This window comes from Rhizobium sp. B21/90 (genome assembly GCF_019355815.1).
Classification (GTDB): Bacteria; Pseudomonadota; Alphaproteobacteria; order Rhizobiales; family Rhizobiaceae; genus Rhizobium; species Rhizobium rhododendri.
On sequence record NZ_CP072163.1, the window covers coordinates 76111 to 100129 of the forward strand.

Genomic DNA, 24019 nt, shown 5'->3' on the forward strand with positions numbered 1-24019 from the left:
TTTACTCCGCCGAAGTGGGACTATCCCGCCACCACCGTGGCCGACTTTTGCACCGCCGTTCTCATCGCTGACCTGAAAAGCGCCAAGATCGAAGATGTCAGCGTCATCGCCATCGGTTTTCACACCTTCAGGCTGGTGCTGTAGAAGCCAAGCGTCGAATCATCCGATGGGCGCCTATGGCGTCCATTCATTCCGCGGCGATGGCGTCTTCCGGCTTGTCAAAGGGCATCCGGCCTTCCATGAAATCGATGCGGCTCGGGCAGGTGGTCAGCCGCGAGCGAAACGCATCGACCATCCAGACGGTCGCCGGACCCGGCGGATGGGCAAGCTTGTGGATCGCATAGATCGGGTATTCGCCCTGCTCGTAGGCTTCAAGGTCGAGATGAACCAGGCGGCCGCTCAAAAGGTACTCGCGGATCAGCGACGCCGGCAACCCGCCCCAGCCCAGGCCGCCCCGCACCAGATGATGCTTGGTGGCGACGTCGCTGACGCGCCAGGTCCGGTAGGACAAAACGTTGAAATCACGACCCTTGGTCATCGCCGTGGAATCGGTGACAACAAGCTGCACCTCTTCGCGGACATCGGCGATCGTCAACGGCCGGTCGATTGCGGCGAGCGGATGATTGGCAGCGGCGACCGGCATCATGAAGGAATGGCCGATGCGCTCGACTACCAACGAATCGTCCTGCTTGAAGATCGCACCGCCGATGCCAATCGTCGATTGACCGCTGGAGACTAGTTCCATGACGGCTCCGAGTTCGCCGACATTGAGACGCATAGAGACGGACGGATAACGGTCGCGGAACTCCCGCAGCACTTCGACCATCAGGCCGGTCGGCACCATGACGCTGATGGCCGCGGCGACCTCGGCCTCGATCCCTTCCTTGAGACTGCCGACGCGGGCGCGCATGACCTCCAAATCGGAGAGGATGCGGCGGGCATCCCCGAGCATGGCCGCACCGGCATCGGTCAACTTCGCCTGGCGGGCGCCGGAGCGTTCGAACAGCCCGACTTGAAGCTGTGCCTCCAGATTGGCGATCGTATAGGAAATCACCGACTGGGCGCGGTTTAGGGAGCGTGAGGCGGCTGAGAAGCTACCAGCCTCGGCGACAGCCAGAAATACCTGCAATTGGTCCAATGTCGGGTTAGGCAGCACGATCCATCCACTTCATCGATAACTGCGATCCATATTATCACAGTTTTTTCGATAGTCATGCTGGCCTATCTGTTCGGGGAACGGCATCGATTGCTGACTGAACCGCCGCCTATCGAAAAAGGAAATGCCTCATGTCCTCCATCCTTCTCCTTACATCCAGCCCACGCTCCGATTCTCTCTCGACCCAGATCGCCACTGAACTTGCCGAAAAGCTCAAGGCACAGACGCCCGGCGCAACGCTTGTGCACCGCGACTTGACCGCGACGGCGCTGCCGCACATCGACGAAGTGTTCACAACCGCCATTCGCACGCCAGCCGACGGCCGCACAGCCGAGCAGAATGAAGTGACGAAGACGTCAGACATGCTGACCCAAGAGCTTCTTGCCGCCGACACGCTGATCATCGGTACCGGTATGATCAATTTTTCCATCTACTCGTCACTGAAGAGCTGGATCGACAATATCGCCCGTGCCGGCCTGACCTTCAAATATGGCGAGACCGGCCCGATTGGCCTGACCAGCGGCAAAAAGGCTTATATCGTGCTTGCCTCCGGCGGGATCTATTCGACCGGCCCGGCCGAGGCGCTGAACCACGCCACGCCGTACCTGAAGTCGATTCTCGCCTTCATCGGCGTCACCGACGTCGAGACGGTGGTGGTCGAAGGCCTCGCCTATGGTCCTGAAGCGGCTGAGAAAGCCATTGCAGCTGCCCGCACCCGTTCTGACGAACTGGCGGCTGCTGCCTGATCCATAGCATTGTTGTGACGAGGGAGCGGCCGGAAACGAATCGGCCGTTTTCTATTGGGCCGCGTCTGACTTGGACCAGTTATTTTTAGCAACTTGCCTTTAATCGTATCCAAAATTTCTTCCGGCAACGCGGGGGGCATCAAGCGGCCTTCTTCGCCGGCCCAAAAGGATGCATCCAATCGCAGCGACCTGTATTGCCGCTGCGCAGAGGAACAGCAAGGTTGATCCGGCGGCATAGACACCGTCAGCCCCGCAGCAGACCAAAAGCTGCCGGCGCAAAGGCATGACCAGCCTAACCGATGGCGACCATCAGCGGCACCACGCGCGCGGTCTCTGCTGGGGGAACTCCTGCTGTGCGATGAGTAGCGGTAGCGATGTGGCGTTTCCAACTCCCAACCCAAACAGCGCGATGCCGAGAAAAAGCCACGGCCCACTGTTACCTACAGCAATAATGACCAGTACCGAACCGATTACCTGCACGCCGTAGCTGGCACAGGCGACAAGCCGGCGGCCGACTGAAGGCACGCGTTGTTGCCTTCGGACGCCGGCCGGAAGACGTGGCCGTGATGCCAGATTTCCTGGCGGTGATCGGCCGCACCTCGACCGAGGCAGCCGAAAAGCGGGCTGGGCTCGATCAATGGACGGACATCAAGAGCGCGATGCCGCGTCTCGAGGAACGGCTGGGCCATAGTCTGGCAGGCCGCGATCTCGATGCTCCCCTGCCCGATCTGCCGATCTCGGATCAGCCGCGCAGCCGCGCCGAATTGCTGACCGAACTGGCGAAGCGGGAAAAGCTGACCATCCGTCAGTTGGCGCTGCGGGTTGCTGCAGGACGCGGCCATAACATGCTGGTCGGAACGCCGGTCGAGATTGCCGACCGGATGCAGCAGTGGTTCGAAGCTGGCGCCGCCGAAGGGTTCAATGTCATGCCGCCCTTCTTTCTGCAGGGACTGGAAGATTTCACCCAGTTGGTCGTGCCCATCTGCAGGAGCGCGGCCTGTTCCGATTGGACTACAGCGGTTCGACGCTGCGAGACCATCTCGGCCTCGATCAGCCCGCACTCCTTGCTGCTGCAGGGTGATAAACCGGAAACGTAGCGCGCCGCAGGTGGCCAAGGCGTTTTCGACTGACGCCGGCAATAGCGCCCCGACGCCGCAGCTTCGACCGAGCAAAACCATTTCCTTAAGGCAGGAAGAAAAAGAACAACCTGTCTTTCTCTGTTGCCGTTTCACGCTTAGATGCATTGCTCTATCCGCGGCGGGGTCATTCGTGAAGCGCGCACCATGCAAATCGATTTGCCCGGCGGCTGGACACGACAAACTCGTATCTACAGGCACGGCAGGCGGATCGACCGGTCTGCCAGACACTATCAACCCCCTCCAGCCCGAAGTCGTTTCATGAAAGAGCCAATATCCGACCAGATTCTCACCGCGGTGGGAGCGCTATTTTATCGCGAGGGCATACGTGCCGTTGGCATTGACCGAATCATCGAGGAGGCCAAAGTTGCCAAGGCCACACTGTATCGGCATTTCCCTTCAAAGGACCATCTTGTCGCCGCCTATCTCGAAGATCGCCACCACCGCGTCATCCGATCGCTTCGAGAGGTTCTTGACGAGGCGAAGACGCCACGGGATCAGATCCGAATGATTTTCGAGCAGCTGCACCAGAAAGCCGACAGTCCGGAATTCCGCGGCTGTGCATTCGCGCTCGCCGTTGCCGAACATGGCGATTCGGTGCGCGTCACGACGGTCGCGCGTATGCACAAAAAGACGGTGAAGGATATCTTCCGCGCCGTCATGGCAAATTCCGATCTGGGCTCCGAACCGGCGGCAGCACATCTTTCCCTTCTCTACGAAGGCGCGCTGGCAACGGTCGCCGTCGAACGCGATCCCGGTGTGGTTCTCATCGCGCGCGATTGCGCCATCGCCGTCTTCGACACGGCCCTTCATTCGAACAGAAAAGCTGCAAAGAGCATTCCATGACCAAGAACATCGACTATTTTTTCGGCATTGGTTCGCCCTGGGCTTTCATCGGCCTTGAGGCCTTTACGGCGCTTGCCGCCAAACACGGCGCCTCGATCCGCCCCTTCGTGATTCCGCTCGTTGAGGACAACGGCGCCATCTATTCGCGCAACCGACCGGAAGCCCGCCGCGCCTACTGGATTAAAGACCTGAAGCGCTGGGCAGCCGTCCGCGGCAAGACCCTAGATTTCGACAACCGCTCCACTCTCTCCGATCCCACGCCGGCCGGTTTGATGGTCATTGCCGCAATCGAGCGTAGCGACAACTGGTTGAAGCTGACGGCCGCGCTACAGGCGGCGTTCTGGGAACGAGGAGAGGATATCGGTCAATCAACTGTCCGCGTTGCCATTGCCGATGCTGCCGGGCTCGATGGCACTGCATTGGAGCAACGGGCCCAGGCCGAAGACGTCAAGGCCACCTGGGAATCAAACCTCGAGACGGCAAGAGCGGGCGGCGTCTTTGGCTTTCCGACCTTCCGCTACGATGGTGAGCTCTACTGGGGGCAGGACAGCCTGCCATTCCTCGACCGGCATCTGAACGGCGACAAGATCGTCGCCTGACGGGTGATGCGGCATGGCTGCCGCCACCCCCTCACCAACAGCACTGCTGGGAGCAATCCATGTCCGCTACATTGCCAGGTTCGCTCGTGTCCACCGAATGGCTGTCGGCCCATCTCTACCATGGGACGCTTCCCCACATGCTACCGTCCAGTGCGGCGTTCGAGCGCCATGCCTCGGATCTCGGCATCGCCAACGACGGCGTTGTCGTGATCTACGACACGCCCGGCCTGATGTCGGCGGGACGGGTCTGGTGGACGCTGCGGACCTTCGGCCACGACAGGGTCGCCATCCTCGACGGCGGACTGAAGAAATGGCTGAGCGAGGCAAGGCCGGTGACCGACGAAGTTACCCGTCCGGCCAGCACCTCGTTCCGTGCCAAATTCGCGCCGGCTGCCGCCCGCTCAAAGGCGCAGCTTCTCGACAATCTGACGAGCCATGCGGAGCAAGTCATCGATGCCCGATCGGTCGGCCGTTTCACCGCAGAGGAAAAGGAGGCGCGGCTCGGTCTGCGATCAGGACATATTCCCGGAAGCCTCAATCTGCCCTTCAACGCGCTGACCGATCCGCAATCCGGCGAAGTCCGCCCGTTGGCTGAGATCCGCGCGGCCTTCGAGGATGCCGGTCTCGATTTCGCCGAACCCGTCATCGCAAGCTGCGGCTCCGGCGTTACCGCGGCGGCACTCGCCTTTGCGCTGTATCTCGTCGGCAAGCAGGACGTCGCGATCTACGACGGCGCCGCGACCGAGTGGGGACAGCACGGCGACACACCGGCCGCCACCGGCGCGGCAAAAACCGGAGGCGGCGAATGACGCACCTCTCGACAGAACTTTCCGACAAACTCCGCGCCATTTTCGGCGATCGCTTCTCGACTTCGCCTGCCCTGCGCGAGCAGCATGGCCGCGGCGAATCCTACCATACGGCAGCGATGCCGGACGGCGTCGTATTTGCGGAACACACTGACGAGGTGGCGCAGACCGTCCGGCTATGTGCGGCCGAAGGCGTGCCGGTAATCGCGTTTGGGGCGGGCACCTCGCTGGAGGGGCATCTGACGGCGATATGCGGCGGCATCTCCATCGATCTTTCGCGCATGTCGCTGATCGTCCGGGTCGGCGCCGAAGATCTCGATTGCACAGTCGAAGCCGGCGTCACCCGCGAGCAGCTCAACACCCATCTGCGCGACAAGGGACTTTTCTTCCCGATTGATCCCGGCGCCAACGCCTCGATCGGCGGCATGGCGGCGACACGCGCCTCGGGCACCAACGCCGTCCGTTATGGCACGATGCGCGAAAACGTCCTGTCGCTGACCGTCGTCCTGCCGAGCGGACAGGTCGTGCGCACCGGCGGACGGGCCCGCAAATCCTCGGCCGGCTACGATCTTACTCGGCTGTTCATCGGCTCGGAAGGGACGCTCGGTATCATCACTGAGGTGACACTTCGACTCTACGGCATTCCCGAGACAATTACGGCGGCGCTGTGCTCGTTTGCGAGCGTCGAGCAGGCGGTCGACACAGCGATCGCTGTCGTCCAGCTGGGCATCCCCGTCGCCCGCATGGAACTGATGGACCGTGGGCTCATCGCTGCGGTCAACGCCTATTCCAACCTGACGCTGAAGATCGAGGACACACTTGCCTTTGAATTCCACGGCTCTCCCGCTGCCGTACAGGAGCAGGTCGACATGGTGGCGGCGATCGTCGACGAGCATGGCGGCCGGGATTTCGAATGGGCCAACGCAGCGGAAGATCGAAACCGGCTGTGGAAGGCGCGTCACAACGCATTCTATGCAGTGGTTTCACAGCGTCAGAATGCCAAAGGCTGGTCGTCAGACGTCTGCGTTCCCGTCTCGGAACTGAGCGACTGCATTCTGAAGACGCGCGCACTGCTGCAGGGCTGCAGCGTCCCGGCCGCCATTCTCGGCCATGTCGGCGACGGCAACTATCACGTCGTCTTCGCCGTCGATCCGGACAACAGGGCAGAGCTCGACGAGGTCGCGGCGATTAACAAGGCGATGGTTCTGCACGCACTCTCGGTCGGCGGCACGTCGACCGGTGAACACGGCATAGGAACGGGCAAGATCGACTACCTGCGCCGCGAACACGGCGATGCCGTCGATCTGATGGCCGTGATCAAGGCCGCGATCGATCCCATGAACATCATGAACCCGGGCAAGATTCTGCCGGAATGAGTTTCTTGGCCTCCGCTGCGTGAAGAATGAAGAGGTATTCCCGATGAACGACTTCCAGACTCACAGCTCTCATTGGGGCGCTTTTTCGGGGCGCTATCGCGACGGCACGCTTGAAATTCGACCCCATCCGGCCGACCCGCATCCCTCGCCTCTGCTTTGCAATCTGCCGGCTGTCGCCGACAGCCCGATGCGCATCAAACGTCCGGCCGTGCGGCGCGGCTGGCTGGAGGGCAAGAAGGGCAATGCGCTGGACCGTGGCGCCGACGACTATGTCGAGGTGAGCTGGGCGAGGGCAATCGAGCTCGTCGCGGCTGAGCTCGAGCGGGTCTATGGCGACTTCGGCCCGACGGCCGTGTTCGGCGGTTCCTACGGCTGGTCGAGCGCAGGCCGCTTCCATCATGCCCAGAGCCAGGTCCATCGCTTCTTGAATGTGCTCGGTGGTTATGTCCGGTCCGTCAACACCTACAGCTCCGGCGCCGCAATGGTGATCATCCCTCATGTGCTCGGACCCTACGATCACTTCGACCGCAAGAGTGTCACCTGGGACGCGATCGAGCGGAGCAGCGAACTGATTGTCGGCTTCGGCGGCATGGCCATCAAGAATTCGGACGTCCATGGCGGCGGTAACAGTCAGCACATCGTGCGTGACAAGCTGATGGGCGCCAGCACGCGCGGCGCGCGTTTCGTCCTCGTCAGTCCGTTGCGAGACGACTTTCCCTTAGAAGCCAACGCGGAATGGCTGTCCATCACGCCGGGCACCGATGTCGCGCTGATGCTCGCCCTTGCCTATGTGCTTGCCACGGAAGGGCTGCACGACCGCGACTTCCTTGATCGCTATGCCGTCGGTTACGAGTGCTTCGAGGACTATTTGTTTGGCCGCAGCGATGGCCAACGGAAAAGCCCTGGATGGGCGTCTGCCATTTGCGGCATCGATGCAGGCGTCATCGAAGAGCTGGCACGGGCAATGGCGGGGGCAAGAACACTGATTACCGTTGCCCACGCCCTCCAAAGAGCCGATTATGGCGAGCAGCCGGTTTGGATGGGCATTGTGCTGGCCGCGATGCTCGGCCAGATGGGCCTCGACGGGGGCGGCTTCTCCTATTCGCTGGGCGCCCTGGGCAACAACGGCAAGCAGCAACTGGCCGTGCCGCTGCCGACCTTCAACCAGTTCCGCAATCCTGTGGCGGATTTCATTCCCGTCGCCCGAATTGCCGACATGCTGCTCAATCCGGGCGAGGCATTTCAGTACAACGGCATTGATGCGCACTATCCCGATACCAAACTGGTCTACTGGGCAGGCGGAAATCCGTTCCACCATCACCAGGATCTCAACAGGCTGCGCGAGGCCTTTCGCCGGCCGGAAACCATCATCGTGCACGAGACGGCGTGGACCGCCTCGGCCCGCCACGCGGACATTGTCCTGCCGGCGACGACGACACTCGAGCGCGAGGATATCGGCGCTTCAGCCGGTGATCCGCTGATGGTGGCGATGAAGCGCCTGATCGAACCGGTGGGCGAGTCGCGCGATGACTACGAGATCTTCGCCGCGATAGCGGCACATCTCGGCAAGGCGGAGGCCTTCACGGAAAACCGATCGTCGCGAGAATGGCTCGCCTTCCTGTATGAGACCACCCGCACGGCGCTGAAGGCCGGCGGCCACGAGGCTCCGGACTTCGAGGAATTCTGGCATCGTGGAGAAATCCGCCTGCCGCTGAAAGCAGACATGGGCGGTCCGGCGCGGGCCTTCCGCGACGATCCGCTCGCATCGGCCCTGCCGACGCCTTCGGGGAAAATCGAGATCTTCTCCGAAACTGTCGAAGGCTTTGGCTACCCCGATTGCCGTGGCCATCCGCGATGGTACCCGGCCCGGCACGCAGGCGACGACCGCTATCCGCTGCACCTCGTTTGCAACCAGCCGCATCAGCGCCTGCACAGCCAGCTCGACTACGGCGATTTCAGCCGTTCGACGAAGATCAAGGGCCGTGAACCGGTCCGCATTCACCCGGCCGACGCTGCCGAGCGCAGCATCGTCGATGGGGACATCGTGAGGCTGTTCAATGACCGTGGCAGCTGCCTTGCCGCCGCGATCCTCAGCCAGGAGCTGCGGACAGGCGTTATGCAGCTTGCGACCGGCGCGTGGTTCGAGCCGGACGACCGGAGCGCCGATAAAGCCATGTGCGTGCACGGCAATCCCAACATTCTAGCACATGATGTCGGCACCTCAAGATTGGCGCAGGGCTCGACCGGGCAAATAACCCGCGTGCAAGTCGAACGATTTCACGGCGACCCGCCCCCAGTTCGAATATTCGAAGAAATGAAGTTTACAGATGGCGCTCATGGCCCCGAGATGAAGAGGGATTGACAGCAATCACCCACGCTTCCTTGCCATCGATTGAAGCTGCCGTCCCGTAGGTCTGATCGCCGCCAATATCGGCGCCCGAAAAAAGCTGACCCCTGCGCACCTCGAAACCGAACAAAATAATCCATTAAATTGATAGAAAAAGAACAACTGGTCTTTCTCCGGTCAGCTGCCCTGCATACTCTAAGCGTATTGATCCGCTTGGAAAAATACAGGACACGATATGACCGAACGCTCCGCTTTCTTTTCCCTTTCCCGACGTCGTCTGCTTGTCGGCACGTCCGCGCTGGTAGCAACTGCGTTTGTGGCGACGGTAGGCTTGACCCCGACTCTGGGTGCCGAAAGCCCGCGTGAAGGCGGCGACATCACCTTCCTCATAGATTCGCTTGGTGACACCTGGATTCCCAATAATAGCGCGATTTCCAGCTTCCAGGGCCATATCTGGGGTCATGTGACGGACAAGCTCATCTACGTCGATGCTGAAGGCAAGGTGAGCCCATGGCTGGCCGAAAAATGGGAGCAGAACGATAAGGCCACCGAATTCACACTTCACCTGAAGAGCGGCGTGACCTTCTCCGACGGCACCCCGCTCGACGCAGCGGCTGTCGTCGCCAACCTCGACATCTGGTACGCCGGCCGGAAGAAGGAAGGCATAAACCCGATCGGTCTCTTCCCCAAGACCTACGATCATTCCGAGGTCGTTGACGCCGCCACGGTGAAGGTCGTTTTCAAGAAGCCAACGCTCGGCTTCATCCCGACTCTTGGCTACCACGGCTCGATCCTGATCTCTCCGAAGACGATCGCGCAGCCGGCAACCGACCAGGCTGACCTGAGCAAGACGTCAGGCAGCGGTCCCTATGTGGTCGACTCCTGGAAGGAAGGTGACTTCGTCAAGCTGGTGAAACGCAAGGATTATAACTGGGGACCTGCCGCCGTCGGTCACAGCGGCCCGGCCTATATCGACTCAATTACCTACAAGCTGGTATCCGAGCAATCGCTGCGGATTTCCGCCGTCCAGTCCGATCAGGCCGAAATTGCCTATAACGCTTCGCCGCAGGAGCTTCAGTCTCTCAAGGCGGATGGCTTCACCGTTTCGACGCCGCGCTATCTCGGCTTCGTCAACGGCTGGGCCGTCAACACCAAGCTTGCACCCTATGATGACGTCAAGGTACGCCAGGCTCTTCAGGCTGGCATCAATCGCCAGGAAATCATCGACACCGTCTATACGCCGGACTGGAAGCTCGCGACGTCCTTCATCCAAAGCAACGTGCCCGGCGCGACCGACCAGAGCCCGCTGCTGGCCTATAATCCGGACAAGGCCGCAAAGCTCCTCGACGAAGCAGGCTGGGTCAAGGGCGCCGACGGCATCCGCGCCAAGGACGGCAAGCGGCTGGTGCTGACACTCTATTCAAACCCCTATCTCGCAACATCGAAGTCGATCGACGAACTGATCGCCCAGCAGCTCGGCAAGATCGGCTGGAAGGTCGATATCCGCGCCTACGACGTGGTCACGTTCGGCCAGAAGGTCGCATTCGGCGGTCCGGCCGTGCCGGCTTACGAGGTGACGCGCAGCTTCATCGATGCGGGAACAGTCGCCAGCATCCTCACCAACGCCAACAACGGCGAGAACTGGTTTGCGCTCGACGAGCGCGACACGAAGCTTAACGATCTGCGTGACAAGATCGCGGGTGCCGCCACCGTCGAAATTCGAAAGCCGCTCCTCGACGAACTGCAGAAATACGTTCTGGAGCAGGGCTACTTCATCCCTCGCACCCAGATGGTCCAGCGCATCTACGTGCAGTCTCCGAAGCTGAAGGGCGAGACCTACAACGGCGTCGCCTATGCCAGTTACTACACGGCTTCGCTGAGCGAATAGCGGTTAACGCAAGTCATGAACGTGAGGATATCAGGCGCATGAGCAACCCCTACCTGAATTACGCTTCAAAGCGCCTGATCCAGGCCGTCGTCGTCGTCCTGCTGGCCTATGTCTTCACGTTCATCGTCGTCAGCATCCTGCCGGGCGACGCGATCACCAACGTTCTGCGCAACCCCCAGAACGGCTTCACCGAGGGCGAGATCCAGGAGATCATCGCAGCCCAGGGTCTGGACAAACCAGTGCTGGTGCAATTGTCCAACTCCTTCTCGCATTTCATCATTGGCGACCTCGGTATCTCGATGAGAACCAACCGGTCCGTATCGATCCTGATCGCCGATGTGCTGCCTTCGACGCTGATCCTTGCGTTCACCGGTCTCGTCGTGGCGCTGTTACTGGCGATAACCATTGCCTATGGAACACGGTTTCTTCGAAAGGAATTTGGCCAGGGGCTGCTTCGCGGCTTTCCATCCCTATTCCTGTCAGTGCCCAATTTCGTGATCGGCCTGGTGCTCATCCACATCTTCGGCTTCCAGCTGGGGCTTTTCCGAGTAATCAAGCCGGACAGCTTCTGGGCGACCTTCTTCGCAGCCCTTGCGCTCGGCATTCCCATCTCGGCACAGATCGCGGAAGTGCTCATCGCCAACCTCGATCACGAGGCCGGGCAAGAATATGCCGCGGTCGCCCGCAGCCGTGGTCTGAGCCAGATGCGGCTCTTTGCCAAGCACCTGCTCAAGCCCTCCTCTCTGCCGGTCGTGACGGTCATCGCGCTGACCATCGGCGAACTGCTCGGCGGCTCGCTGATCACCGAAGCGGTGTTTGGCCGCAACGGCGTCGGCAGCCTTGTCCAGCGCTCGGTCAGCACGCAGGACCTGCCGGTGCTGCAGGCAATCGTCTCGCTGGCGGCAGTGGTCTTCGTGGTCGTCAATCTGCTGGCCGACCTTGCCTACCCTCTGCTCGATCCCCGCGTGAAACTGCTCGGCCCTGCCGAACGGCGGCCGGTCACCGCCGACGACAATTCGGCTGTTCTTTCTCAAGCGGTGAAATCATGACCTTTGTTTCCGGCTATTCCAGTCCACGTTTCACCATGGCTGCTTGGCTGACATCCATCCGGGTGCCGGCGACCGTGGTGTTATCCTTCGCAATCGTCGCGCTGGTGCTCGCGTGGTCACTCGCCCCCGGCCTGTTCACAAGCGAGAACCCGGCCATCGGAACGCCTGCCCACAAGCTACTTGGCCCCAGCGCCGCGCACTTGTTTGGAACCGACCAGCTGGGTCGCGACCTCTATACGCGTGTTGTCTACGGCGCAGCCTCTTCCGTCAGGAGCGCGCTTATCGCTGTCGTCATCGGCGTTTTCGCCGGTGGTTTCATCGGGCTCCTCGGCGGCTTCTTCGGCGGCCGGCTGGACACCCTGCTCGCCCGCATGGTCGACGTGCTGTTGGCGATACCGAAATTCCTGCTCGCCGTCATCGTGGTCACCGCAATCGGCTTCGACACCACCAACGCTGCGATCGCCACCGGCGTCTCGGCCGTGGCGATGTTCGCCCGTGTCACGCGGTCGGAAGTCATCAAGACCCGCCAGGCGACCTTCGTCGAGGCATCTTTTCTGCTCGGCGGCTCGCGCTGGCACATCCTCTGGCGCCATGTGCTGCCAAATGCCTCGCGTTCGGTTTTCCCGCTGGCAGTGCTGCAATTCGGCGATTCCATCATGCTGATCGCCGGTCTTGCCTTTCTAGGATATGGCGACCCGCCACCTGCCTCGGACTGGGGCCTGCTGGTGTCGATCGGCAAGGATTACCTGAAATGGCCGTGGCTGGTGTACGCGCCCGCCTTCGTCACGATCGCGACCGTCCTCTCTATGAACAGGATTAGCCGATGGCTCCGCAAGACAGACTAGCTGCGGCACTCAGCCGTGCCGATACCTCTCCACTGACGTTGAAGCGTCCAACTCCGCTGCTGCAGGCCGACGGGCTTTCGGTTTCCTACGGGCAGAAGGAAGTCGTCTCAAGCGTCGGTTTCGAACTTGGTCGCGGCAAGAGCCTTGCGCTCATCGGTGAATCCGGTTCGGGCAAATCAACCATCGCGCGCGCTGTGCTTCGGCTGCTGCCTAATGGCGGGCGAGCCAGCGGTCGCATCGCGTTCGAAGGCCAGGAAATTCTCGGTCTGCCCGAACGTCGCTTCCGGCCATTGCGCGGGCGGGCCATCGGCTTCGTTCCCCAGGATCCGGGCAATTCGCTGAACCCGGTGCGAACTATTGGTGTCCAGGCAATGGAAGCGGCCGCTCTCCTCGATGAGCCCGACAAGGCCATCCGCAAGGCTCTGGTCCTCGATACCTTCGCGCAGGTCGGGCTTGACAATCCACAGCGTGTCTTTGACTCCTACCCGCATCAGCTGTCCGGCGGCATGCTGCAGCGCGTGCTGATCGGCCTAGCCGTCCTGCCTCGCCCGGCATTGCTGATCGCCGACGAGCCGACGTCCGCGCTTGATGTCACCATCCAGAAAAAGATCCTCGATCTTCTCTCACGGCTGCAGCGCGAGCTGGACATGAGCCTGCTGCTGATCACCCACGACCTGGCGATTGCAGCCGAGCGAACCGATGCTCTGGTGGTGCTGAAGGACGGCGTCGTGCAGGAGGCCGGCAGCACCACCGCCGTCTTCTCTTCACCGACATCGGCCTACACGAAGAAACTGCACGCGGATGTGCCTGTTCTTAATCCAAACCGGTATGCCGCGCTGCGCGACCCCGGTTTCCGGATGCTCAAGGCTGTTGGCGGCAAGTCCTCCAAGATCGAGGTCAGTGCCGTCACGAAGAACTTCACCGTCGGTAACAAGGTGGTGACGGCTGTCGACAAGGTTTCCTTCAGCGTTCCGGCCGGCACCACGCATGCGCTGGTCGGCGAGTCCGGCTCGGGCAAGACAACGACGATCCGGCTGCTGCTTGGGCTGGAGCAGCCCGATATCGGCCAGATTTGGGTGTCCGGCGAGGAACTCACGGGGCGTTCTCAGGCTTCGCTGCGCTCAGTTTGGCGCCACCTGCAGATCGTCTACCAGAACCCTTTCACGTCGCTCGACCCGTCCTGGAAAGTCGAGGAGCTGGTTCGTGAGCCGCTCGACCGGTTCAAGATTGGAACACGCAAGGAGCAGGTCGAAAGGGTTCGCGAAGCGCTGAAAGATGTCGGGCTGGCGGAAGACTTTCTTTCCCGCAAGCCAGGTGCGCTCTCAGGTGGCCAACGCCAACGTGTGGCGATTGCTCGCGCGCTCGTTCTGAAGCCGGACGTCATCGTGCTCGACGAGCCCACCTCCGCACTCGACGTCAGCGTCCAGGCCGGTATCGTCGAGGTGCTGCTCTCGCTGCAGGCCAAGCTGGGCCTGACCTATGTCTTCGTGTCGCATGACCTGGCCCTCGTGCGCCAACTCGCGCACACCGTCTCGGTCATGCAGCGCGGGCGGATCGTCGAACACGGGACTGTCGCCGACATCTTCGACAATCCCCAACAGCCTTACACTGTGTCTCTGCTGGAAGCGATCCCGTCCGGCGCTGCAAATATCGCGCCGGTTCCGCATGTGGAACCGCGACGGGCCTTCCAAAAGGAAAATATCGCATGAACATCACCGTGCCCTCCAGCACTCTGCCAGCATCATTCCGAGCGAAGAAGCGGCTTGGCTTCAACACCAGGGTGTCTTTCAACGACAACGCCGGCCCGGCACAGGGGCTGCGCGACGGGATCGAGCTGTTTAAGGCAGCCGAGCGACTAGGCCTGCAGTCCGGCTGGGCCTACCAGCGGCACTTCGACCACTATCTCTCCTCGCCGCTGCCATTTTTTGCCGCAACCGGCCAGCACACCTCCCATATCACGCTTGGCTCGGCCGTCATCCCCATGCGCTACCAGGATCCGATCCTGCTTGCAGAGGCCGCGGCCACGACCGATCTCCTGATCGATGGCCGTCTGGAGCTTGCCATCTCGACGGGTGCGAACGCCGCGTTCGACGCCGTATTCGGCACGGTCGATACCGACGCCCGCACCGAGGCAAAGCGCCGCCAGTCCCGTTTTCTCGCCGCACTTTCGGGCGAGATCCTGCACACCGTTACCGAGCCGGGCCTTGGTGCGCCGGAAGGCGCCGAACTGCGCGTCACGCCCCACAGCCCGACGCTGCGTTCGCGCATCAGGCAGGGCTCGGGCAGTTTTTCATCCGCAGTGCAAGCTGCGGAAATCGGTATCGGGCTGATCTCAGGCACCGTCCTCCACGACCACGAGGAGGGCGAAACCTTCAGCGAATATCAGGCGCGCAGCATCACGGCTTACCGCACCCACTGGCGCAAGATATGGGGAACGGAGCCGCCACCGGTGATCGTGGCCGCATCCATCCTCGTCGGCAATACCGCGGACTTACGGGAGAAATATGCCGCCTACGACCTGGAGCGGCGCACGCTTGGCATTGCCGCCTCCCGTCCTAAGGGTGCACTTCAGCCCACCGAGCACGTCAACCAGCCGCCTGGAACACAGATTTCCCCCGTATTCCACGGCGGCCCCAACCAGGTTCTCGAAGCGATCTACAACGATCCCGGCCTCAGCGCCGCCGATGAAGTCATTCTTTTTCTGCCGCCGGCATTTGGCCTGCAAGAGAATATCCGGTTGCTCGCCGACTTCACGGACACTGTGGCTCCAAGCCTCGGCTGGTCTCCCAGCTTCTGATCCCAAAGCCTGACCCGACGCAGCGTCGGAATGCCGATCAACTCGATACCGGTGTCCTAGCGCGAATATTTTCTACAGTTTCTATGGAATAAGAATGACCTGTCTTCCTCCCCAGCTTGGCAGGTTCTACTTTTCACCTACCGATAACCCTCAGGGAGACAGGCTCACATGGCCGCAGAATTCATCAGCGTCACGTTTCCAAACGAATCCAACGATCTCAATCCCATTCCCGATGCACCGGTGGATCCGCTCTTCCTCGAGCGCTATGCCCGCTCCCTCGACGATTATGGCTTCAACTATACCCTGATCCCCTACTCATCGTCATCTTTCGATCCCTTCACCATTGGCGCGACCATCCTCGCCCATACGAAGAATATCAAGATCATCGTCGCCCTTCGGCCCAACACCGTCTATCCGACAGTTGCGGCGAAATCGCTCGCGACGCTCGATCAGCTGAGCGGCGGGCGCGTGGTCGTCCACTTCATTGCCGGCGGTAATGATGACGAGCAGGCGCGCGAAGGCGATTTTCTCAACAAGGAAGAGCGTTACGAGCGGCAGGAAGAATATATCCGCATCCTGCGACTGGTCTGGACATCGACCGAGCCTTTCGACTTCGATGGCAAATACTACCAGTTTAAACAGTTCCGCAGTGCCGTGCGCCCGACGAAGGGCCTCATTCCCATATCGCTCGGCGGTTCCTCCGATGCCGCCTACCGGATCGGTGGTTCGCTGGCCGATATCTTTGGCCTCTGGGGCGAGCCGCTGGCCGAAACCAAGCAGCAGATCGATCGGATCTATGCCGAAGCCGCAAAAGCGGGCCGGGTCGATCGTCCGCGCATCTGGGTCACCTTCCGACCGATCGTGGCCGAGACCGATGAACTCGCCTGGGTGAAAGCACACAAGGTCCTTGATTGGCTTAACGAGAACCGCGAGAAGGGTCTCAGCCGCTCTCCACTTTCGGCTCCGCGCCCCGCCAATGTCGGCTCGCAGCGGCTGTTGGACATTGCATCCCGTGGCAATGTCCAAGATCGCGCCCTTTGGTATCCGACGGTGACCGCCACCAATGCAAGCGGGGCCACCACCGCGCTCGTCGGATCGCCGCAGACCATCGCCGATTCCATTCTCGATTACATCGATCTTGGCGCCGACCTGATCTCGATCCGCGGCTATGACAACTACAACGATGCCGTCGATTATGGCCGCTACATCCTGCCACTGGTGCGCGAAGGCATTCGTGATCGGGAAGACTCGAAGAAGAAGGCGGCCGCCTGAATTCTTCGTCAGGCGCGCACAGACGTTTCGCATACCAAGCTTTTGCGCCGAGCGATCGGCGCAATCTGTCTCGCGGCAGAGAAGGCCGCGCTTATCCCATAGTCAGAAGGCCCCAGCCCATGCCCCATGATACAAGCAGTCTCGACGCAACGGTTCGGATTGTTGCAGAAGCCGCTCCCGATGCTGATCGCAGCGGCTCGTTTCCTTGGGCAGGCATTCGCGCCGTTCATGAAAGCGGCCTTCTGGAAACCACCGTCGGCACCCGCTTTGGCGGCAGGGGCGGCAGCCTTTACGATGCTGCCCAGATTCTGGCAGCGCTCGGGCGCGGCGATCCGTCCGTGGCGCTGATCACCGCCATGACCATCTTCAACCATCTTGGCCAGGCCACCAGAAACAATTGGCCGGAAGATCTCTACAAGCGCCTGCTGGAAGAGGCAAAGGACCGCCCGCTGCTGCTGAACGCCGCCCGCGTCGAGCCGGAACTGGGCTCGCCAGCGCGCGGCGGCCTGCCGGCGACCCTCGCCCGCCGAACCCGGAATGGCTGGGCGATCAACGGCCACAAGCGTTTCGTTACCGGTGCCCATGGGCTTACACACTTCCTGGTTTGGGCGCGCACCGACGAAACGACGACACGCGTTGGAACCTTCATCGTGCCAAACGGACTGCCCGGCATCGAGGTGATCGAGAACTGGAACAGCCTGGGCATGCGCGCCTCAGGCTCTCACGACGTCAAATACCATGATGTGGAAATCCCGGCGGAAAACGTGCTGGACCTCGTCGATCCTTCCGTGGCCCAGCAGGACAATCGGGCCCACGCGGCCATGACGCTGGCACTGACCGCGATCTATCTGGGCGTTGCCGAAGCGGCCCAGGCCGAGTTCATCCGCTATGCCCACGAGCGCGTACCGACCAATCTCGGCCATCCCATTGCTCGCACGGAGCGGTTCGTCAACCTCTCAGGAGAAATCGACCTGCTCGTTTCCGGTGCCCGCCATATCATCTTCGACTCGCTCGAAAGCGGCCAGGGCGACCCGGAACGGCTGATCCGCGCCCGGATCATAGCCGGTCGGCAGCTGCGCGATGCGGTCCAGATCGCTGTGCGAAGCCTTGGTAATCCGGGTCTCGGTGGCGATCTGGGGCTTGAGAGGCATTTTCGCGACATCCAGGCCGTTCTCGTCCACGCTCCGCAGGAAGATACATGCATGTCCATCCTCGGGCGCTCAGCTTTTGATCGATGGAGACAGGGCCAGGCCGCCGTATCGCAATATTCCACGGACATCCCCGTCCTCAAGACAGCCTGAAGCAGACGCACAATGAAACGCTACATCATCGTCGGCGCTGGCGCGGTTGGCGCAAGTCTCGCCGCCCAGTTCGAGATCAACGACATTCCTTATGTCCTGGTGGGACGCGGGGCGCAGATATCGCATATCGCGCTTCATGGCCTGTCCTATCGCAGGCCCAGGGAAACGGGAATTGTCCGGCTTAACGCGGTCGATACCACAACGCCGCCCGACCTCTCACCGGACGATATCCTTCTCCTGACGATGAAGGCGCAGGATGTCGAGGCTGCAACCAATTTCTGGGCGTGGCGCGATGTAGAGGGAGGCGGGCTTGCATCGGAACTGCCCCTGGTAACATTCCAGAATGGATTGGCCGCCGAGGACATCGCGCTTCGACGCTTCAGCCATGTCTATGCGGCGAGCATTCTCATTCCCGCACGCTATACCGTTACCGGCGAGGTTGTCGTTGGCGGTGAGCCTAATATCGGCGTGGTGACCCTTGGACGCTATCCGCATGGCCTCGACAACACAGCATCGGCCATCACCTCTGATCTGACGAAGGCGGGATATCCGGCAGAGGCCCGGGCCGACATCCGGCGCTGGAAGGCCGCGAAGCTGGAACACAATGTCACCAACGCCGTCGAGCTTTTTGCTGGAGCACCGGAGGCCCGCGCCAGAGCCGCTACCGATCTCGCAAGTGAAGCACGCACCGTGTTGGAGGCCGCGGGATATGACCCCGCTGCATCTTCGGAACGCGTTGTCGATATATCCGGCTGGCGGGTCGCGCAAGGCAGCGGCATCGAGCGCGGCCAGCAATCGACGTGGCAAAGCTTCGTGCGCGGCACATCGAGCGAAGTCGATTATCTGAACGGTGAGATCGTGCGCCTCGGGCGCCTTCACGGCGTAGCCGCACCGATCAACGCCGCCTTTCAGCAGGCGGTGGCGAAGCTTGCTCGCGATGGAGCACTGCCGGGTTCGGTGGACGTCGCCACCGTATTCGGTTGAAACAATGGGACAGCTGAAGAAATATGTAGTTGGAATTACCGACCACATGATCGGCGCGCCCGATCTTGAGGCGGAGGTCCTGGGAAGCGATGTCGAAATCGATTTCTTCGGCACCACCGACGAGATGCTTTTCGATCCGAACCGTCTGGCCAGGCTGGACGCTCTGATGGTCTGGGGCGCGCGATTGGGTACCCGAAGTATTGCCCATCTGGCGCGCTGCCGAGGCGTCGTGCGCTACGGCGTCGGCTATGAAAAGATCGATCTTTCGGCTTTGGACAGTGCCGGCATCCCCTTCGCGAACAATCCCGACTATGGCACCGAGGAAGTCGCTGACCATGCGATCGCCATGATCATGTCCCTGCACAGGCGGCTATGGGAGCATGATGCCCGCGCTCGCGGCTATACGTCCGGATGGCAGATCCACAGCCTGACACCTCTTTCGCGCTCGAATGAGGCCACCGTGGGTGTCGTAGGGGTAGGGCGAATAGGCACCGCGGTCGTCAATCGACTGAAGCCATTTGGCTTTCGGGTCCTTGGCTACGATCCCGGCCAGGCGCCCGGTCATGAGAAGGCGGTCGGGTACCAGCGCGCCCAAAGACTGGATGATCTGCTGGCGCAATCCGATATCGTTACGCTCCATTGTCCCACGACAACAGAGACGCGCGGCATGCTAGATGCCGACGGGCTTGCCCGGCTCAAGCCGGGGGCAATTCTGGTCAATACGGCCCGGGGCGAACTGCTTGATGACTTCGACGCGCTTGAAGCGTCGCTCAAAAGCGGCCGCCTAAGAGCGGCAGCGATCGACACGCTGGTGCAGGAACCGCCTCGCGACCATCCGCTGCTGTCGGCGTGGCGCAACCGTGAAGACTGGCTCGCGGGACGCTTGGTGATAACGCCGCACAAGGCTTTCTATTCAGACCATGCCGCCATCGAGATGCGACACAACGCAGCGCAAACTGTCAAATTGTTGCTTGAAAATGGGAAACTTCGAAATCAAGTAACGGACTAATGCGGCTCGCATCCAGATGGCTCGCGCTTGAAGGGATCCGGATTTAAGGCCCTGGATTATCGCGCTAGTGAGGCATGGATTTTAGCACCAAATGGTGCTAATTATCCGGTTCGAAGATAGGAGTCAGAGCATGCGATCCACTATCAATCTCGATGATAACCTCATGGAACAGGCGAGGTCCCTGACTGGAACAAAGGAAACAGCCGCACTTGTCCGCCAGGCCTTGGAGACACTTGTGCGGGTCGAATCCGGAAAGCGTCTCGCTGCTCTCGGGGGTACCATGCCAGATGCAGAGGCAGCCCCTCGCCGCCGGAGCGAAGCGGCGAAGTGATATTGGTAGACACCTCGATCTGGATTGATCATTTCCGCCATGGTGACGTGGAGTTGCGCAAAGTTATCGCGGACGACCGGCTACTCTGTCACCCCGTCGTTGTCGGAGAATTGGCGCTCGGCAGTCTTCGCGACCGTGGGGCCGTCATGGCGTTTTTTCGGCGCAGAGAGAGGCACTAGTCGCTAGCCATTACGAAGTAATAACGATGATCGGTCGGCACTCGATTTTCAGCATGGGGATCGGGTACACGGATGCACATTTGCTGGCTTCGATACTGCTCGATAGGCGATCGTTGCTATGGACCAGAGACAAGCGTTTAGCTGCCGCGGCACGAAAAGCGGGTGCCTCACTGTATGCACCCACGAGCGCGCCAAACTAAAATTCGGAAGGATGGCATCCGAATACGTACGCCTTGAAGGGATCTGAACCAACGACCCTGTTATTTGAATAGAGCTAACGCGCTGAGATGCCACAGCGGGGAAAGTCGTTTGACTTAAGGGAGAAAGGCTGATTTTGGGGCCGAGAGTTGACTGTCCGGTTTTAAGCGACTGGACTGCGAAATCTGCCGTTCTACTATTGATACTATTGCGATCGTAAATCATCTCTGCGACGAGCGCTAAAGGCAGACTTCGATCCCGAGAGGTTCCCGTGTCCGACGAACCCGTAGTACGTACCCATTCGACCGCCCCTGCCGCTCCGACCACGGACGTCGCGATCCCGCTCGACGTCATAACGGGAAAGTCCGGCGGCACGGTCACGATCCGCTCCGGCATCACCACCCTTGTCGGGCCCAACGGCAGCGGCAAGACGCGGGCGTTACGGTCCATCCAAAAGGCGCTTCGAAGTCGCGGCGCGGAGGCCGCCCATGTCCGTTTTCTACCCACAGGTCGCACCGGACCGGTCGAGCGGTACCGAGCGGCCACCGATTCACCTGGGGTGGGATCAAGTGCAGGCGAGGCGTTTTACGGACACGTAAGCTATCGTCCCAATTGGCACCAAATCGAGAGCGTTGTTGGCGACGTGATGAACCTCGAGCAGCGCGCGGATTTGCGGATCAAGGTCGAAATGCGGCTGCAACAGCTCTTCGAACGGGGAATCGACTTCCAGTGGAATCAGAATGGGCTCGCGATGTCCTTCACCGCCATGTCCGACAGCGCTCGCTATCAGTCCGGGCTCGAGGCAAGCGGGATCACCCAGCTCGTTTCGCTGCTTGCCGCGATCTACGATGACACGATCGGAACTCTCATCATCGACGAGCCCGAAATCTCGCTTCATCCCCAGCTCCAGGCGTTCATTCTCGAGGAGATGGAAACGATCGCCGGCGACTGGGTCGATTCTGGCAAAAAGCGGATCGTCATCTCGACCCACTCCCCGTCGTTCCTGCTCCTTAGTTCGCTCGCCGACCTTTCCGGCATCGTCTTTTTCGGCGGCAATGCCGATTGCCGCCAGATTCATCCCGCCGACGGCCTGCTTCAATCGTCGAAGCTTAAGGAATTCGTCGCGCGGATCAGCCTGTCTCATCGGCAGGCGCTTTTCGCCGAGCGCATCCTGCTCGTCGAAGGGCCAAGCGACGAGATCGTCGCGGCACGCACCGCCCGGCGTCTCGGCCTTAAAATCGAGGCGCGCAACACCCAGATTCTCCCCGCACTCGGCAAGGGCGAGTTTCGCGAGGCAAGGAAGCTCTTTACGGCAATTTGGTATGCGAGTGACTGTACTTGCTGATCTCGATGCACTCGCCGACGACAACCGCATTGTGAACGACTTCAGCGCAGCGGACGGCGCGAATGCGATCGCAAACGCTATGGGCCATCCCTCGCTTATCGACCTCGACGGCAAACTGCGGTACGAACTCGCCGGGCTGATCGCCGAGAACACCGCGACGATTGACGCGGCGGTCGGGGTGTATCCCTACTGGTCGGACAAGCAGGACCCAGATGTAAAGCGTCGGCGCTGTACGCTCGCCTTGCTCCTGACTGACCCCTCCACATTTACTGGTGAGCTTGGGGTCAAGTTGACGGCGCTGGCCACTCGCTACCGCGTGCTGCTCGACGGGCTCGAACGGCTCGGCTGCTTCTTTCTCCGCCGTGGCGCGATCGAGAACTACTACGCCGACACCTCTACCGGAACACGCAAGCCCGCACGCGCGAGCGCCGAGGCCGATCGCCTAGGCACGATGACGCCCGCGCAGTTGACGGACGAGTATCCCGAACTCGTCCGCGCGCTGCACCCGGACGCGACATTGATGAGAGCGTACTCCTACGCGGCAAGCTGGTGGCGGCGCTGGGCGCCATTTTCCAGTCTATGGAACCTGGCTCGAGCGATGCTCAGATCGAAACCATGGCGATCTCAGTCCCACCGGCAATCGAAGGACTTTTCACCTTTCACAACGCTTCGAGTGTCAACCAGCCTGCGGTGCGCGTCGAACTCCGTTCGAAGATTTTCAACCTGACCGGATTTCCCCTGACGGTTGCGAGGAAGGACAACCTCAACGAAGCGGTCGGACAGATCCAACCCGGCTGATCGTCCGCTCAGTGGCGCTCCTTCTTCATCTCGTGGCCATAGATCGCTCCCAAGCCAAGTTGTTCAAGGTGACGTAGTTGCCGGTTACTGGCGGAGGACAGATGAAACGGGAATAGAAAACCTTATTGCGGTCCACGCTCGGCCAAGTGAACGGCAGCCCTTGGGAAGAGGTAGCACCCACCCGAACGACGGAGATGAAGGCGCAAAGCTGCCATCGGCAACAGCCCTTGTTGAGCAAAAGGTGGAACCAAGATTTCAGGTCTTGAACCAGTTCGAACCACCGACCCGTCAATTCTGAGCACCGAGAACAAGGCCAGCGAGTTGGTAGTTGCATACGCAGCTCAGCGGGGCGTGGCATTAATTACCGGTTCGCGGGTGTCGGAAGTTCTGCCAACACAACTGCTTGCAGTAAAATCTATAAAGCGGCGGACCGCAGCAACGACCCGCTCGTCGAACAGAATGGCAGCTGACCAGAGCCGAGTATCGAGCAGGCAAAAAGCCTGTTCGAGGCACGCCGCAAGATCGAGGGGATGCTGCTTGATTTCGTGGTGGAGCGGACGACGGACGAGCAGCTCGATGCACTGCAGAGGCTGACGGATGAGGAAGAGCACATCCATCATCATGGCGATGAGAAATCCAAGACCGTGCTGTCCGGCAAGTTCCACATCGCCTTGGCGGAAATCGCCGGCAATGCAGTCCTGACCGAGATGCTGGCAAAGATTGTCGCGCGTCTCTCGCTGGTCATGGCCCTTTACGAGGAAGACCGGAAGGACGATTGCGGCGCGGACCATCACCGCATAATCGTGGCGGCGGTCAAGGCCAAGGACGCCGCAAAAGCGAAGCAACTGATGGACTGCCATCTCGCCGACATCGAGGGACGCGTTAAACTGACAGAGGGACAGGGCGACCGGCATACGTTTCTGGCGGTGCTTGAACACTTCTCCTGAGCTATGTCTTTAGCGTTGGTTCTGATGACCTGCTGCAAATTGCTGAAGTCGACGACCTGCCAAA

Annotated in this window: 19 protein-coding genes and 3 pseudogenes; 21 read left to right on the top strand and 1 reads right to left on the bottom strand. The window is 60.9% G+C overall.

Annotated elements, in window-relative coordinates; all coding sequences use genetic code 11:
* Positions 1-187: 187 nt before the first annotated feature.
* Positions 188-1156, bottom strand: a complete 969-nt coding sequence (locus J5278_RS18620) for a LysR family transcriptional regulator (RefSeq protein WP_219258871.1) — start codon at positions 1154-1156, stop codon at positions 188-190.
* A gap of 131 nt (positions 1157-1287) precedes the next feature.
* Between J5278_RS18620 and J5278_RS18625 the strand changes: the two genes are divergently transcribed.
* The 21 genes and pseudogenes from J5278_RS18625 to J5278_RS18720 all read left to right on the top strand — a co-directional run.
* Complete coding sequence (locus J5278_RS18625; RefSeq protein WP_142831779.1) at positions 1288-1902, top strand: FMN-dependent NADH-azoreductase; 615 nt, start codon at positions 1288-1290, stop codon at positions 1900-1902.
* Positions 1903-2417: 515 nt separating this feature from the next.
* A pseudogene (locus tag J5278_RS18630) lies at positions 2418-2983 on the top strand (nitrilotriacetate monooxygenase); the annotation flags it as partial.
* A gap of 316 nt (positions 2984-3299) precedes the next feature.
* Complete coding sequence (locus J5278_RS18635; protein WP_142831778.1) at positions 3300-3884, top strand: TetR/AcrR family transcriptional regulator; 585 nt, start codon at positions 3300-3302, stop codon at positions 3882-3884.
* Positions 3881-4483, top strand: coding sequence for a 2-hydroxychromene-2-carboxylate isomerase (locus tag J5278_RS18640; protein WP_142831777.1), 603 nt, complete (start codon positions 3881-3883; stop codon positions 4481-4483). Before J5278_RS18635 ends, J5278_RS18640 begins: the two co-directional genes overlap by 4 nt.
* Positions 4484-4542: 59 nt before the next feature.
* Positions 4543-5292, top strand: coding sequence for a sulfurtransferase (locus J5278_RS18645; protein ID WP_209185952.1), 750 nt, complete (start codon positions 4543-4545; stop codon positions 5290-5292).
* Positions 5289-6665: an FAD-binding oxidoreductase gene (locus J5278_RS18650; protein WP_142831775.1), complete on the top strand. Its 1377-nt coding sequence runs from the start codon at positions 5289-5291 to the stop codon at positions 6663-6665. The genes J5278_RS18645 and J5278_RS18650 overlap by 4 nt, the downstream gene beginning before the upstream one ends.
* Positions 6666-6708: 43 nt before the next feature.
* The gene (locus J5278_RS18655) at positions 6709-9027 is read left to right on the top strand and encodes a molybdopterin guanine dinucleotide-containing S/N-oxide reductase (protein WP_209185951.1); all 2319 of its coding nucleotides are present in this window, start codon (positions 6709-6711) and stop codon (positions 9025-9027) included.
* A gap of 220 nt (positions 9028-9247) precedes the next feature.
* Entirely contained in the window at positions 9248-10900 is a 1653-nt protein-coding gene (locus J5278_RS18660) for an ABC transporter substrate-binding protein (protein ID WP_209185950.1), read from the top strand.
* Between the two features lie 38 nt (positions 10901-10938).
* Complete coding sequence (locus J5278_RS18665) at positions 10939-11949, top strand: ABC transporter permease (protein WP_209185949.1); 1011 nt, start codon at positions 10939-10941, stop codon at positions 11947-11949.
* Positions 11946-12794 carry an ABC transporter permease gene (locus J5278_RS18670; protein WP_209185948.1) on the top strand — a complete coding sequence of 283 codons (849 nt, stop codon included), beginning with the start codon at positions 11946-11948 and terminating at the stop codon, positions 12792-12794. Before J5278_RS18665 ends, J5278_RS18670 begins: the two co-directional genes overlap by 4 nt.
* Positions 12773-14503, top strand: a complete 1731-nt coding sequence (locus tag J5278_RS18675) for an ABC transporter ATP-binding protein (protein ID WP_209185947.1) — start codon at positions 12773-12775, stop codon at positions 14501-14503. The genes J5278_RS18670 and J5278_RS18675 overlap by 22 nt, the downstream gene beginning before the upstream one ends.
* Entirely contained in the window at positions 14500-15591 is a 1092-nt protein-coding gene (locus tag J5278_RS18680; protein ID WP_209185946.1) for an LLM class flavin-dependent oxidoreductase, read from the top strand. Before J5278_RS18675 ends, J5278_RS18680 begins: the two co-directional genes overlap by 4 nt.
* A gap of 168 nt (positions 15592-15759) precedes the next feature.
* Positions 15760-16863, top strand: a complete 1104-nt coding sequence (locus tag J5278_RS18685) for an LLM class flavin-dependent oxidoreductase (protein WP_219258873.1) — start codon at positions 15760-15762, stop codon at positions 16861-16863.
* Positions 16864-16982: 119 nt separating this feature from the next.
* On the top strand, positions 16983-18164 hold the full coding sequence (locus J5278_RS18690) for an acyl-CoA dehydrogenase family protein (RefSeq protein ID WP_209185944.1): 1182 nt from the start codon (positions 16983-16985) through the stop codon (positions 18162-18164).
* Positions 18165-18176: 12 nt separating this feature from the next.
* On the top strand, positions 18177-19148 hold the full coding sequence (locus tag J5278_RS18695; RefSeq protein ID WP_209185943.1) for a ketopantoate reductase family protein: 972 nt from the start codon (positions 18177-18179) through the stop codon (positions 19146-19148).
* Between the two features lie 46 nt (positions 19149-19194).
* Positions 19195-20157, top strand: coding sequence for a C-terminal binding protein (locus tag J5278_RS18700; RefSeq protein ID WP_247749390.1), 963 nt, complete (start codon positions 19195-19197; stop codon positions 20155-20157).
* A 130-nt stretch (positions 20158-20287) separates the two neighbouring features.
* Positions 20288-20488 (top strand): type II toxin-antitoxin system VapB family antitoxin, encoded by a 201-nt coding sequence (locus J5278_RS18705; protein ID WP_142831764.1) that lies wholly within the window; start codon positions 20288-20290, stop codon positions 20486-20488.
* Positions 20485-20867 (top strand): annotated as a pseudogene (locus J5278_RS30995) (type II toxin-antitoxin system VapC family toxin). Before J5278_RS18705 ends, J5278_RS30995 begins: the two are co-directional and overlap by 4 nt.
* Positions 20868-21136: 269 nt before the next feature.
* On the top strand, positions 21137-22210 hold the full coding sequence (locus J5278_RS18710; RefSeq protein WP_209185941.1) for an ATP-dependent endonuclease: 1074 nt from the start codon (positions 21137-21139) through the stop codon (positions 22208-22210).
* Positions 22194-22937, top strand: a complete 744-nt coding sequence (locus J5278_RS18715) for a hypothetical protein (RefSeq protein ID WP_209185940.1) — start codon at positions 22194-22196, stop codon at positions 22935-22937. The genes J5278_RS18710 and J5278_RS18715 overlap by 17 nt, the downstream gene beginning before the upstream one ends.
* 544 nt (positions 22938-23481) lie before the next feature.
* Positions 23482-23955 (top strand): annotated as a pseudogene (locus tag J5278_RS18720) (FCD domain-containing protein); the annotation flags it as partial.
* Positions 23956-24019 lie beyond the last annotated feature (64 nt).

Coding starts and splice junctions, on each gene's coding strand:
- J5278_RS18625 (WP_142831779.1), top strand. CDS start 1,288: ATGTCCTCCATCCTTCTCCTTACATCCAGCCCACGCTCCGATTCTCTC.
- J5278_RS18635 (WP_142831778.1), top strand. CDS start 3,300: ATGAAAGAGCCAATATCCGACCAGATTCTCACCGCGGTGGGAGCGCTA.
- J5278_RS18640 (WP_142831777.1), top strand. CDS start 3,881: ATGACCAAGAACATCGACTATTTTTTCGGCATTGGTTCGCCCTGGGCT.
- J5278_RS18645 (WP_209185952.1), top strand. CDS start 4,543: ATGTCCGCTACATTGCCAGGTTCGCTCGTGTCCACCGAATGGCTGTCG.
- J5278_RS18650 (WP_142831775.1), top strand. CDS start 5,289: ATGACGCACCTCTCGACAGAACTTTCCGACAAACTCCGCGCCATTTTC.
- J5278_RS18655 (WP_209185951.1), top strand. CDS start 6,709: ATGAACGACTTCCAGACTCACAGCTCTCATTGGGGCGCTTTTTCGGGG.
- J5278_RS18660 (WP_209185950.1), top strand. CDS start 9,248: ATGACCGAACGCTCCGCTTTCTTTTCCCTTTCCCGACGTCGTCTGCTT.
- J5278_RS18665 (WP_209185949.1), top strand. CDS start 10,939: ATGAGCAACCCCTACCTGAATTACGCTTCAAAGCGCCTGATCCAGGCC.
- J5278_RS18670 (WP_209185948.1), top strand. CDS start 11,946: ATGACCTTTGTTTCCGGCTATTCCAGTCCACGTTTCACCATGGCTGCT.
- J5278_RS18675 (WP_209185947.1), top strand. CDS start 12,773: ATGGCTCCGCAAGACAGACTAGCTGCGGCACTCAGCCGTGCCGATACC.
- J5278_RS18680 (WP_209185946.1), top strand. CDS start 14,500: ATGAACATCACCGTGCCCTCCAGCACTCTGCCAGCATCATTCCGAGCG.
- J5278_RS18685 (WP_219258873.1), top strand. CDS start 15,760: ATGGCCGCAGAATTCATCAGCGTCACGTTTCCAAACGAATCCAACGAT.
- J5278_RS18690 (WP_209185944.1), top strand. CDS start 16,983: ATGCCCCATGATACAAGCAGTCTCGACGCAACGGTTCGGATTGTTGCA.
- J5278_RS18695 (WP_209185943.1), top strand. CDS start 18,177: ATGAAACGCTACATCATCGTCGGCGCTGGCGCGGTTGGCGCAAGTCTC.
- J5278_RS18700 (WP_247749390.1), top strand. CDS start 19,195: ATGATCGGCGCGCCCGATCTTGAGGCGGAGGTCCTGGGAAGCGATGTC.
- J5278_RS18705 (WP_142831764.1), top strand. CDS start 20,288: ATGCGATCCACTATCAATCTCGATGATAACCTCATGGAACAGGCGAGG.